The organism is Mitsuaria sp. RG (assembly GCF_028369275.1).
GTDB lineage: Bacteria > Pseudomonadota > Gammaproteobacteria > Pseudomonadales > Pseudomonadaceae > Aquipseudomonas > Aquipseudomonas peradeniyensis.
This window is the reverse complement of the sequence record NZ_JAQMYQ010000009.1, coordinates 111,074-123,527: the sequence shown is the minus strand read 5'-3', so window position 1 is coordinate 123,527 and position 12,454 is coordinate 111,074. Positions and strand designations below refer to the sequence as shown.

The 12,454-nt window shown below is 65.2% G+C and carries 8 protein-coding genes; 2 read left to right on the top strand and 6 right to left on the bottom strand.

Annotation, left to right across the window (positions count from 1 at the left end):
- Window positions 1-252: 252 nt before the first annotated feature.
- The gene (gene acnB / locus POF53_RS07945; protein WP_203652677.1) at window positions 253-2,862 is read left to right on the top strand and encodes a bifunctional aconitate hydratase 2/2-methylisocitrate dehydratase; all 2,610 of its coding nucleotides are present in this window, start codon (window positions 253-255) and stop codon (window positions 2,860-2,862) included.
- A 181-nt stretch (window positions 2,863-3,043) separates the two neighbouring features.
- On the opposite strand, the gene prpD is transcribed toward acnB, so the two are convergent.
- The 6 genes from prpD to POF53_RS07915 all read right to left on the bottom strand — a co-directional run bounded on the left by prpD (window position 3,044) and on the right by POF53_RS07915 (window position 11,627).
- Window positions 3,044-4,528: a 2-methylcitrate dehydratase gene (gene prpD, locus POF53_RS07940; RefSeq protein WP_498967127.1), complete on the bottom strand. Its 1,485-nt coding sequence runs from the start codon at window positions 4,526-4,528 to the stop codon at window positions 3,044-3,046.
- Between the two features lie 158 nt (window positions 4,529-4,686).
- Complete coding sequence (prpF, locus tag POF53_RS07935) at window positions 4,687-5,877, bottom strand: 2-methylaconitate cis-trans isomerase PrpF (RefSeq protein WP_498967125.1); 1,191 nt, start codon at window positions 5,875-5,877, stop codon at window positions 4,687-4,689.
- Window positions 5,878-6,027: 150 nt separating this feature from the next.
- Entirely contained in the window at window positions 6,028-8,616 is a 2,589-nt protein-coding gene (acnD, locus tag POF53_RS07930; protein WP_498967123.1) for a Fe/S-dependent 2-methylisocitrate dehydratase AcnD, read from the bottom strand.
- A gap of 165 nt (window positions 8,617-8,781) precedes the next feature.
- A complete protein-coding gene (prpC, locus tag POF53_RS07925; RefSeq protein WP_475861314.1) occupies window positions 8,782-9,909 on the bottom strand; it encodes a bifunctional 2-methylcitrate synthase/citrate synthase in 1,128 nt (375 codons plus the stop codon).
- Between the two features lie 114 nt (window positions 9,910-10,023).
- A complete protein-coding gene (gene prpB / locus POF53_RS07920; RefSeq protein WP_232855879.1) occupies window positions 10,024-10,914 on the bottom strand; it encodes a methylisocitrate lyase in 891 nt (296 codons plus the stop codon).
- Window positions 10,911-11,627: a GntR family transcriptional regulator gene (locus tag POF53_RS07915; RefSeq protein ID WP_254463515.1), complete on the bottom strand. Its 717-nt coding sequence runs from the start codon at window positions 11,625-11,627 to the stop codon at window positions 10,911-10,913. Before POF53_RS07915 ends, prpB begins: the two co-directional genes overlap by 4 nt.
- Before the next feature lie 285 nt (window positions 11,628-11,912).
- Between POF53_RS07915 and rloA the strand changes: the two genes are divergently transcribed.
- A complete protein-coding gene (gene rloA, locus POF53_RS07910) occupies window positions 11,913-12,449 on the top strand; it encodes a retropepsin-like aspartic peptidase RloA (RefSeq protein WP_110738108.1) in 537 nt (178 codons plus the stop codon).
- Window positions 12,450-12,454 lie beyond the last annotated feature (5 nt).

Below are 12,454 nucleotides of genomic sequence, written 5' to 3'. Positions count from 1 at the left end.
GTTTTCAAAGCGTCACGAGCACAGTTCATCCGGTAGAACGGCGTTGGCCCTGTCCATGCAAGCGCGCATGGCCATGGCCAACCCCTCATCAGCCTCCGTTCTACAGGCGTAAAACTTTGAAAGCAGCTTCTGTAAGGATTCTCTGCGACCCTGGCTTGCCGGCTCAAAAAGCCGTCTTGAGCGCATGGGTGCATGGAATGCTGGATGAGCGTCCCGGACTCCCTTTAGGGACCACTGATGAGGGTAATAACTGTGCTTGAAGCCTACCGCAAACACATCGAAGAGCGTGCCGCTCTGGGTATCGTGCCCCAGCCGCTGAACGCCGAACAAACTGCAGGCCTGGTCGAGCTGCTGAAAAACCCGCCGGCCGGCGAAGAAGCCTTCCTCGTAGACCTGATCACCAACCGCGTTCCGCCAGGAGTCGACGAAGCCGCCTACGTCAAGGCCGCTTTCCTCTCCGCCGTCGCCAAGGGTGAAACCAAGTCCCCGCTGATCGACCGCAAGCACGCCACCGAGCTGCTCGGCACCATGCAGGGCGGCTACAACATCGAAACGCTGGTCGCGCTGCTGGACGACGCCGAACTGGGCGCCGTCGCGGCCGAACAGCTCAAGCACACCCTGCTGATGTTCGATGCCTTCCACGATGTGGCCGAAAAAGCCAAGGCGGGCAACGCCCACGCCAAGGCCGTGCTGGAGTCCTGGGCTGCCGGCGAGTGGTTCACCAGCCGTCCGGCGATCGCCGACAAGTACACCCTGACCGTGTTCAAGGTGCCTGGCGAAACCAACACCGACGACCTGTCCCCTGCCCCGGACGCCTGGTCGCGCCCTGACATCCCGCTGCACGCCCTGGCCATGCTGAAGATGGCCCGCGACGGCATCGAGCCTTCGCAGCCAGGTTCGGTCGGCCCGCTGGCCCAGATCGAAGCGGTCAAGGCCAAGGGCTTCCCGGTTGCCTACGTCGGTGACGTGGTCGGTACCGGCTCCTCGCGTAAGTCCGCCACCAACTCGGTGCTGTGGTTCTTCGGCGACGACATCCCGTTTGTTCCGAACAAGCGCGCCGGTGGTTTCTGCTTCGGCACCAAGATCGCCCCGATCTTCTACAACACCATGGAAGACGCCGGCGCCCTGCCGATCGAGTTCGACTGCACCAACCTGGGCATGGGCGACGTCATCGACGTCTACCCGTTCAAAGGTGAAGTACGCCGTCATGGCAGCGACGAACTGGTCACCAGCTTCGAGCTGAAGACCGAAGTACTGCTCGACGAAGTCCGCGCCGGCGGCCGTATTCCGCTGATCGTTGGCCGTGGCCTGACCGAGAAAGCCCGTGCCGAACTCGGCCTGGGGGCTTCCGACCTGTTCAAGAAACCCGAGCAGCCAGCCGCTTCGACCAAGGGCTTCACCCTGGCGCAGAAGATGGTCGGTCGCGCCTGCGGCCTGCCGGAAGGCCAGGGCGTGCGTCCAGGTGCCTACTGCGAGCCGAAGATGACCACCGTCGGCTCCCAGGACACCACGGGCCCGATGACCCGCGACGAGCTGAAAGACCTGGCGTGCCTGGGCTTCTCCGCCGACCTGGTGATGCAGTCGTTCTGCCACACCGCGGCCTATCCGAAGCCGATCGACGTCACCACCCACCACACCCTGCCAGACTTCATCCGCACCCGTGGCGGCGTGTCGCTGCGCCCGGGCGACGGCATCATCCACAGCTGGCTGAACCGCATGCTGATGCCTGACACCGTCGGCACCGGTGGCGACTCGCACACCCGCTTCCCGATCGGCATCTCGTTCCCGGCCGGTTCCGGCCTCGTGGCCTTCGCCGCCGCTACCGGCGTCATGCCGCTGGACATGCCGGAGTCGATCCTGGTCCGCTTCAAGGGCAAGCTGCAGCCTGGCATCACCCTGCGTGACCTGGTCCATGCCATCCCTTACTACGCGATCCAGAAGGGCCTGCTGACCGTCGAGAAGAAAGGCAAGAAGAACGCCTTCTCCGGCCGCATCCTGGAGATCGAAGGCCTGAACGACCTGACCGTCGAGCAAGCTTTCGAGCTGTCCGACGCCTCGGCCGAACGTTCCGCCGCCGGTTGCACCATCAAGCTGCCAGAGAAGGCCATCGCCGAGTACCTGCAGTCCAACATCACCCTGCTGCGCTGGATGATCGGCGAAGGCTACGGCGATGCCCGCACCCTGGAGCGCCGCGCCCAGGCCATGGAAGCCTGGCTGGCCAAGCCTGAGCTGCTGTCGGCCGACGCCGATGCCGAATACGCCGAGATCATCGAGATCGACCTGGCCGACGTTAAAGAGCCTGTGCTCTGCGCGCCGAACGACCCGGACGATGCCCGCCTGCTGTCCTCGGTACAGGGCGAGAAGATCGACGAAGTGTTCATCGGTTCGTGCATGACCAACATCGGTCACTTCCGCGCCGCCGGCAAGCTGCTGGACAAGGTCAAGGGTGGTATCCCGACCCGTCTGTGGCTGGCCCCGCCAACCAAGATGGACGCCCACCAGCTGACCGAAGAAGGCTACTACGGCATCTACGGCAAGGCTGGCGCGCGCATGGAAATGCCAGGCTGCTCGCTGTGCATGGGTAACCAGGCACGTGTGCAGACCGGTTCCACCGTGGTCTCCACTTCGACCCGTAACTTCCCGAACCGTCTGGGCGACGCCACCAACGTGTACCTGGCCTCGGCCGAGCTGGCTGCTGTGGCTTCGATCATCGGCAAGCTGCCGACCGTCGAAGAGTACATGCAGTACGCGAAAGACATCGACAGCATGGCTGCCGACGTTTACCGCTACCTGAGCTTCGACCAGATCGCCGAGTTCCGCGAAGCGGCGGCCAACGCCAAGATCCCGGTGGTTCAGGCGTAAGCTGAGCAGTACGTTGTAAGCGAAAGCCCCGGTAGCGATACCGGGGCTTTTTTGTTGGCTTGTGTTGGCTTTGCTGGCCTCTTCGCGGCTAAAGCCGCTCCCACAGGAAACCCGAACTCTTCAAGATCACGATAGACCTGTGGGAGCGGCTTTAGCCGCGAAGAGGCCGGAACAGGCAGCCTCAGATAACGAACAGATCAACGAACCTGTGCACCGGCATGGCCTCCAGCGTCTGCTGATCCTTGCACACATCCAGGATCGCCTCACAACGCTGCCGCGCAAACCGCGTCGCCAGGTTCTCCCTGAACTTGGCCTCGAGCAACGGCATCCCCTCCTCCCGCCGCCGCCGATGCCCGATCGGGTACTCCACCACCACCTGGGGGGTGTGCGAACCGTCCTTGAAGAACACCTGCACGCCATTGGCGATGGAGCGCTTGTCGGCCTCCAGGTACTCGCGGCTGAAACGCGGCTCCTCGACGATCACCATCTTCTCGCGCAGTCGGTCGATGCTCGGGTGCGCGGCATGGAAGGCATCCTCGTAGTGCTCGGCCACCAGCTCGCCGAAGATCAGCGGCACGGCTGTCATGTACTGCAGGCAGTGGTCACGGTCTGCGGCGTTGGCCAGCGGCCCCTCCTTGGAAATGATGCGGATTGCCGACTCATGGGTGGTGATGACGATCCGGTCGATCTCGTGCAGGCGGTTGCGCACTTGCGGATGCAGGGTCACCGCGGCTTCGCAGGCGGTCTGGGCGTGGAACTCGGCGGGGAAACTGATCTTGAACAGCACATTTTCCATCACGTAGCTGCCCAACGGCTGCGGCAGGCGCAGTTCACGCAGCGGCTCGGGCTTGAGCGCCAGGTCCTTGTTGGTGTGGCTGAACGACACATCGTAGAAGCCCCACTGCCTGGCGGTCAGCGCGCCGGGCACGCCCATCTCGCCGCGCAGGGCGATATCGGCCAGGCGCACGCCGCGGCTGGAGGCATCCCCCGCCGCCCATGACTTGCGCGAGCCGGCATTGGGCGCATGGCGGTAGGTGCGCAGGGCCTGGCCGTCGACGAAGGCGTGGGACAGCGCCGACAGCAGTTGCTCGCGATTGGCGCCCATTAGCCTGGCGCAGACCGCCGTGGAGGCGACCTTGACCAGCAGCACATGGTCCAGGCCGACCCGGTTGAACGAGTTCTCCAGCGCCAGCACGCCCTGGATCTCGTGGGCCATGACCATGGCATCGAGCACCTCGCGCATGACCAGGGGCGCCTCGCCGATGGCCACGCGCTTCTGCGACAGGTGGTCGGTGACCGCCAGGATGCCGCCGAGGTTGTCCGAGGGATGGCCCCACTCCGCCGCCAGCCAGGTGTCGTTGTAGTCCAGCCAGCGGACGATGCAGCCGATATCCCAGGCGGCCTTGACCGGGTCGAGACGGTAGCTGGTGCCGGGTACGCGGGCGCCATGGGGAACGAGGGTGCCCTCGACCAGCGGGCCGAGGTGCTTGGTGCATTCGGGGAAGCGCAGGGCCAGCAGGCCGCAGCCCAGGGTGTCCATCAGGCAATGGCGGGCGGTGCTGAGGGCTTCGGGGGAATCGACGCGATAGCCGAGCACATAGTCGGCGAGGGTCTGCAGGACCTGGTCGTAGTCGGGGCGGGTGTTGAGGTCTACGTTTGCGCTCATATACAGCTCCCTTCTGGATTGCCGGGGCTGCTCTGCAGCCCTTTCGCGGCACAAGGCCGCTCCTACAGGGAGAGTGCAATCCTCTGTAGGAGCGGCCTTGTGCCGCGAAAGGGCCGCAAAGCGGCCCCAACCAACGAAAGCCGAACGCCACTGATGCCTTAGAAACTATCGCCAGGCACGCGCACCCAGCCCTCCATCAGCACCCGAGCACTTCGGCTCATGATTGCCTTGGTCACGGTCCATTGCCCGTCCACTCGACGCGCCTCGGCCCCGACCCGCAACGTCCCGGACGGATGGCCGAAACGCACGGCACTTCGTTCTCCGCCACCGGCGGCAAGGTTGACCAGCGTCCCCGGGATCGCTGCGGCAGTGCCAATCGCGACCGCCGCAGTACCCATCATCGCGTGGTGCAGCTTGCCCATCGACAGCGCACGCACCAGCAGGTCGACGTCCTCGGCGGCAACAACCTTGCCACTGGAGGAGGTATAGCCGGTCGGCGCTGCGACGAACGCCACCTTCGGCGTGTGCTGGCGTCCGGCGGCCTGGTCGATGTGCTCGATCAGCCCCATGCGCACCGCGCCATGGGCACGGATGGTCTCGAAACGCTGCAATGCCGCAGCATCGCCATTGATGGCGTCCTGCAGCTCGGTACCGGTATAGCCGATATCGGCGGCATTGACGAAGATGGTCGGGATGCCGGCATTGATCAGGGTCGCCTTGAAGGTGCCGACACCCGGCACCTCGAGGTCGTCGACCAGGTTGCCGGTGGGGAACATCGCCCCACCCTCACCGTCCTCGTCGGCGGCCGGGTCGAGGAATTCCAGCTGCACCTCGGCGGCCGGGAAGGTCACGCCGTCGAGCTCGAAATCGCCGGTTTCCTGCACCTCGCCTTCGGTGATCGGCACATGGGCGATGATCGTCTTGCCGATGTTGGCCTGCCAGATCCGCACGGTGGCGATGCCATTGCGCGGAATGCGCGCGGCATCGACCAGCCCGCTGCTGATGGCGAACGAGCCGACCGCGGCGGACAGGTTGCCGCAGTTGCCGCTCCAGTCGACGAAGGCTTTGTCGATCGAGACCTGGCCGAACAGGTAGTCGACGTCGTGGTCGGGCTTGATGCTCTTGGACAGGATCACTGTCTTGCTGGTGCTGGAGGTGGCGCCGCCCATGCCGTCGATCTGCTTGCCGTACGGGTCGGGGCTGCCGATCACCCGCAGCAGCAGGGCGTCGCGGGCCGGGCCAGGAATCTGCGCCTGCTCGGGCAGGTCCTGGAGGCGGAAGAACACGCCTTTGCTGGTGCCGCCACGGAGGTAGGTGGCGGGGATTTTTACTTGGGGTACGTGGGCCATTGTCGTGCTTCCTGATCTTTTCGTTTCGGCGAACATCCCTGGGGCTGCGTTGCAGCCCTTTCGCGGCACAAGGCCGCTCCTACAGGCGAGCGCGTCTCTCTGTAGGAGCGGCCTTGTGCCGCGAAAGGGCCGCAACGCGGCCCCGCTCACTCAGGCCGCGCCTTCCAGGAAGTCCTGGGCAAAGCGCTGCAACACGCCACCCGCCTCGTAGATCGACACCTCTTCGGCGGTATCCAGGCGGCAGGTCACCGGCACCTCGACACGCTCGCCGTTGCGTCGCGTCACCACCAGGGTCAGCGTCGCCCGCGGCGTGCGCTCACCGAGCACGTCGTACGTCTCGCTGCCATCCAGGCCCAGGGTCTTGCGGTCGGTGCCCGGCTTGAACTCCAGCGGCAGCACGCCCATGCCCACCAGGTTGGTGCGGTGGATGCGCTCGAAGCCTTCGGCGACGATCGCCTCGACACCGGCCAGGCGCACGCCCTTGGCTGCCCAGTCACGGGACGAACCCTGGCCGTAGTCGGCACCGGCAACGATGATCAGCGGCTGCTTGCGCTGCATGTAGGTCTCAATGGCCTCCCACATGCGGGTCACCTTGCCTTCCGGCTCGATACGCGCCAGCGAACCCTGCTTCACGCTGCCGTCGTCCTTGCGCACCATCTCGTTGAACAGCTTGGGGTTGGCGAAAGTGGCGCGCTGGGCGGTCAGGTGGTCACCGCGGTGGGTGGCATAGGAGTTGAAGTCCTCCTCTGGCAGGCCCATCTTCGCCAGGTACTCACCCGCGGCGCTGTCGAGCATGATGGCGTTGGACGGCGACAGGTGATCGGTGGTGATGTTGTCCGGCAGCACCGCCAGCGGGCGCATGCCGCGCAAGGTGCGCTCACCGGCCAGGGCGCCTTCCCAGTAAGGCGGGCGGCGAATGTAGGTGCTCATCGGGCGCCAGTCGTACAGCGGCGCGACCTTCGGCCCCTTGTCCTCCTCGATGGTGAACATTGGGATGTACACCTGGCGGAACTGCTCGGGCTTGACCGAGGCGCGCACCACGGCGTCGATCTCTTCATCGCTCGGCCAGATATCCTTCAGACGAATCTCCTTGCCGTCGACCAAGCCCAGCACATCCTTCTCGATATCGAAGCGGATGGTGCCGGCGATGGCATAGGCCACCACCAACGGCGGCGAAGCCAGGAACGCCTGCTTGGCGTACGGGTGGATGCGCCCGTCGAAGTTGCGGTTGCCCGACAGCACGGCGGTGGCGTACAGGTCGCGGTCGATGATCTCCTGCTGGATCACCGGGTCCAGCGCGCCGGACATGCCGTTGCAGGTGGTGCAGGCGAAGGCGACGATACCAAAGCCCAGTTGCTCCAGTTCCTGCTCCAGCCCTGCTTCCTTGAGGTACAGCTGCACGGCCTTGGAGCCCGGCGCCAGCGACGACTTGACCCATGGCTTGCGGACCAGGCCGAGCTTGTTGGCGTTGCGCGCCAGCAGGCCGGCGGCGATCACGTTGCGCGGGTTGCTGGTGTTGGTGCAGCTGGTGATGGCGGCGATGATCACCGCGCCATCCGGCATCTGCCCCGGCACTTCTTCCCACTGGCCGGCGATGCCCTTGGCCGCCAGGTCGCTGGTGGCCACCCGGGCGTGCGGGTTGGACGGGCCGGCCATGTTGCGCACCACGCTCGACAGGTCGAAGCTCAGGGTACGCTCGTACTCGGCCTTGGCCAGGCTGTCGGCCCACAGGCCGGTGGCCTTGGCGTAGGTCTCCACCAGCTGCACCTGCTGGTCATCGCGGCCGGTGAGCTTGAGGTAGTCGATGGTCTGCTGGTCGATGGCGAACATCGCCGCAGTGGCGCCGTATTCCGGGGCCATGTTGGAGATGGTGGCGCGGTCGCCCAGGGTCAGCGCGCTGGCGCCGGCACCGTGGAACTCCAGGTAGGCGCCGACCACCTTCTGCTTGCGCAGGAACTCGGTGAGCGCCAGCACCAGGTCGGTGGCGGTGATGTTCGGCGCCAGGCGACCGGTCAACTCGACGCCGACGATCTCCGGCAGGCGCATCCACGAGGCGCGGCCGAGCATCACGTTCTCGGCCTCCAGGCCGCCGACGCCGATGGCGATCACACCCAGGGCATCCACGTGCGGGGTGTGGCTGTCGGTGCCGACGCAGGTGTCCGGGTAGGCCACGCCGTGATCGTTGTGGATCACCGGCGACATCTTCTCCAGGTTGATCTGGTGCATGATGCCGTTGCCCGGCTGGATCACGTCGACGTTCTTGAACGCCTGCTTGGTCCAGTTGATGAAGTGGAAACGGTCTTCATTACGGCGATCCTCGATGGCGCGGTTCTTGTCGAACGCCTGCGGGTCGAAGCCACCGCATTCCACAGCCAGCGAATGGTCGACGATCAGTTGCACCGGCACCACCGGATTGACCGCGGCCGGGTCGCCGCCTTTGTCGGCGATGGCGTCGCGCAGCCCGGCGAGGTCGACCAGGGCGGTCTGGCCAAGGATGTCGTGGCACACCACGCGGGCCGGGAACCAGGGGAAATCGAGGTCGCGCTTGCGCTCGATCAGTTGCTCGAGCGATGCGTCGAGGGTGGCCGGATCGCAGCGACGCACCAGGTTTTCGGCCAGTACGCGGGAGGTATATGGCAAGCCGTCGTAGGCGCCGGGCTTGATCGCCTCGACCGCGGCACGGGCGTCGAAGTAGTCCAGGGCGGTGCCTGGCAGGTTCTTGCGGAATGCGGTGTTCATATCGTTATCGGGCTCGGTCACGGTATGCGGACTGCAGGTCAGGCCACGGGGGGCGCTGCGCGCCCCTTTCGCGGCACAAGGCCGCTCCTACAGATGTTGCGCCGCCCCCTGTAGGAGCGGCCTTGTGCCGCGAAAGGGCTGCAAGGCAGCCCCAGCGGCTTCAGCTCAACGCTGCTCGATCGGCACGAACTGGCGCTGCTCGACGCCGACATACTCGGCGCTCGGGCGGATGATGCGGTTGTTGGCGCGCTGTTCGAACACGTGCGCGGCCCAGCCGGTCAGGCGCGAGCAGACGAAGATCGGGGTGAACAGCTTGGTCGGGATGCCCATGAAGTGGTACGCCGAGGCATGGTAGAAATCGGCGTTGGGGAACAGACGCTTCTGTTCCCACATGGTCTTGTCGATGGCTTCGGAAACCGGGTACAGCACGGTGTCACCGACTTCGTCGGCGAGTTGCTTGGCCCAGCCCTTGATCACCTCGTTGCGCGGATCGGACTCTTTGTATATCGCATGGCCAAAGCCCATGATCTTGTCCTTGCGCTCGAGCATGCGCAGCAGCTCGGCGGTGGCCTCCTGCGGGGTCTGGAAGCGCTCGATCAGTTCCATCGCCGCCTCGTTGGCGCCGCCGTGCAGCGGGCCGCGCAGCGAGCCGATGGCCGCGGTCACGCAGGAGTACAGGTCGGACAGGGTCGAGGCGCAGACCCGGGCGGTGAAGGTCGAGGCGTTGAACTCGTGCTCGGCGTAGAGGATCAGCGAGACGTTCATCACCTTGACGTGCAGCTCGCTCGGCTTCTTGCCGTGCAGCAGGTGCAGGAAGTGGCCGCCGAGGGTGTCCTCGTCGCTGGTGCAATCGATACGCACGCCGTGGTGGGTGAAGCGGTACCAGTAGCACATCACCGCCGGGAACAGCGCCAGCAGGCGGTCGGTCTTCTCGCGCTGGGCGTCGAAGGTCAGTTCCGGCTCCAGGGTGCCGAGCACCGAGCAGCCGGTGCGCATCACGTCCATCGGGTGGGCATCGCGCGGGATGCGCTCCAGCACTTCCTTCAGCGCTTGCGGCAGGTCGCGCAGGCCCTTGAGCTTGTGCTTGTAGTCGGCAAGCTCGGCCTTGCTCGGCAGCTCGCCGTACAGCAGCAGGTAGGCGACTTCCTCGAACTCGGCGCCGGCGGCCAGGTCGCGCACGTCATAGCCGCGGTAGGTCAGGCCGGCGCCGGCCTGGCCGACGGTCGACAGCGCGGTCTGACCGGCCACCTGGCCACGCAGGCCCGCGCCACTGAGTACTTTTGCTTCGGCCATGGTGTTTCTCCTTTCTTGAATTTGTTATCGAAGTCTTGCTGGCTAATCCTGGTGACTTGTACCGGCCCTATCGCGGGGCAAGCCCGCTCCCACGAGGCCGGTACAGGCATTCGCTTACCCTTTTTTCTGCGCGAACAACGCATCGAGGCTCTGCTCGAAGGCGTGGTAGCCGATGGCATCGTAGAGCTCCATGCGGGTCTGCATGGTGTCGATCACGTTTTTCTGGGTGCCGTCGCGGCGCAGCGCGGTGTAGACGTTCTCGGCCGCCTTGTTCATGGCGCGGAAGGCCGACAGCGGGTACAGCACCAGCGACACGTCGACCGAGGCCAGTTCCTCGGTGGTGTACAGCGGCGTGGCGCCGAATTCGGTGATGTTGGCCAGGATCGGCGCCTTCACCCGGTCGGCGAAGGTCTTGTACATCGAAAGCTCGGTGATGGCTTCCGGGAAGATCATGTCGGCGCCGGCCTCGACGCAGGCCGCGGCCCGGTCCAGGGCGGCGTTCAGGCCTTCCACTGCCAGCGCGTCGGTGCGCGCCATGATCACGAAGCTGTCGTCAGTACGGGCGTCGACGGCGGCCTTGATGCGGTCGACCATCTCCTGCTGCGAGACGATCTCCTTGTTCGGGCGGTGGCCGCAACGCTTGGCGCCGACCTGGTCCTCGATATGAATGGCGGCAGCGCCGAACTTGCTCATCGACTTGACGGTGCGGGCGACGTTGAAGGCCGAGGCGCCGAAACCGGTGTCGACATCCACCAGCAGCGGCAGGTCGCAGACGTCGGTGATGCGCCGTACGTCGGTGAGCACGTCGTCCAGGCCGCTGATGCCCAGGTCCGGCAGGCCCAGGGAGCCGGCGGCGACACCGCCGCCGGACAGGTAGATGGCCTTGAAACCGGCGCGCTTGGCCAGCAAGGCGTGGTTGGCGTTGATGGTCCCGACCACCTGCAGCGGATGTTCGGCGGCGACCGCGTCACGGAAACGCTGGCCGGGCGTGCTCTTCACTGTCATGACTCACCTCGTGGGCTATTGTTGTCGGCACCTTGGTAGTGGCGCTCGATATTGCGTTTGGATGCGCCGATGTGGCGACGCATCAGGAGTTCTGCCAGTTCGCCGTCGCGAGCTTCGATGGCATCGAGAATGCGGTGGTGCTCGGCGAAGGCCTGGCGCGGACGGTTGGGCGTGCTGGAGAACTGGATGCGGTACATGCGCACCAGCTGGTACAGCTCGCCGCAGAGCATCTTGTACAGGGTCTGGTTGCCGCTGCCCTGGATGATCCGGTAGTGGAAGTCATAGTCGCCTTCCTGCTGGTAGTAGCCCTGCCCGGCCTGGAACGCGGCGTCGCGCTCGTGGGTGTCGAGCACGTGGCGCAGCTCGTCGATGGCCGCCTGGCTCATGCGCTCGGCGGCCAGTCGGCAGGCCATGCCTTCAAGGGATTCGCGGATTTCGTACAGTTCGATCAGCTCGGCATGGCTGAGCGACACCACCCGGGCGCCGACATGGGGCACGCGCACCAGCAGGCGCTGGCCCTCCAGGCGGTGAATCGCCTCGCGCAGCGGGCCGCGGCTGATGCCGTAGGTGCGCGCCAGCTCCGGCTCGGAGATCTTGCTGCCGGGGGCAATCTCGCCCTTGACGATGGCGGCCTGAATGCGCCGGAAGACGTGCTCCGAGAGGGTCTCGGTATCGTCCTGGGGCAGCGTGGTGGCCGGGGCTGTGTCCAGCATGATTGTCGACACCTTTAAAATCAGTGACGCCAAAACTAGCCAAATAGAGGTGCATAGTCAAAGACAAAAAGAACATTGTCGACAATCGTCTAATAACGAACTTACCCCGCGCTCATGCGGTCAGATCGCGGGCGCGCTGGCGTCAACACACCGGCGTGATAGAATGCCGCGCTCCTTCGGGAGCATGGATAGTGTGTCTGTCATCATTTCATGTTGTTGACAGATCAATGAGGACGCTTGGCCAGTCGCCTTGCCCTGAACCCAGCACAGCACCGCGCCAGGATTATGAGACTCAAACCCGCTTTATTGCTGCTCTGCCTGACCCTGCTGCCGGCGCTCGCGCCCGCGGCCGAAAAGACCGTGTACGGTCTGAACGAATACGCCCGTCTGGGCGACCTTGACCTGGAAGTAGCGGCCAAGCTCGACACCGGCGCCAAGACCGCCTCGCTCAGCGCCCGCGACATCAAGCGTTTCAAGCGCAACGGCGAGAGCTGGGTGCGCTTCTACCTGGCCATCGACGCCGCGCACAAGCACCCCATCGAACGCCCCCTGGCCCGCGTCAGCAAGATCAAGCGCCGCGCCGGGGACTATGATGCCGACTCGGGCAAGGCCTACACTGCCCGCCCGGTCATCGAACTCGACATCTGCATGGGCCAGACACGACGCACCATCGAGGTCAACCTCACCGACCGCAGCGCTTTCCAGTTCCCGTTGCTCATCGGTTCCGAGGCCCTCAAGCACTTCGGTGCGCTGGTCGACCCAAGCCTTAAATACGCGGCCGGCAAACCTGCCTGCGCCACCGAAGCTCCCAAAGCAGAGTAATTCCG

What these genes read in the sequence shown, in the direction of transcription:
- prpD (WP_498967127.1), bottom strand. Translation starts at nt 4,528, where the DNA reads ATGAGCGCAAACGTAGACCTCAACACCCGCCCCGACTACGACCAGGTC.
- prpF (WP_498967125.1), bottom strand. Translation starts at nt 5,877, where the DNA reads ATGGCCCACGTACCCCAAGTAAAAATCCCCGCCACCTACCTCCGTGGC.
- acnD (WP_498967123.1), bottom strand. Translation starts at nt 8,616, where the DNA reads ATGAACACCGCATTCCGCAAGAACCTGCCAGGCACCGCCCTGGACTAC.
- prpC (WP_475861314.1), bottom strand. Translation starts at nt 9,909, where the DNA reads ATGGCCGAAGCAAAAGTACTCAGTGGCGCGGGCCTGCGTGGCCAGGTG.
- prpB (WP_232855879.1), bottom strand. Translation starts at nt 10,914, where the DNA reads ATGACAGTGAAGAGCACGCCCGGCCAGCGTTTCCGTGACGCGGTCGCC.
- POF53_RS07915 (WP_254463515.1), bottom strand. Translation starts at nt 11,627, where the DNA reads ATGCTGGACACAGCCCCGGCCACCACGCTGCCCCAGGACGATACCGAG.
- rloA (WP_110738108.1), top strand. Translation starts at nt 11,913, where the DNA reads ATGAGACTCAAACCCGCTTTATTGCTGCTCTGCCTGACCCTGCTGCCG.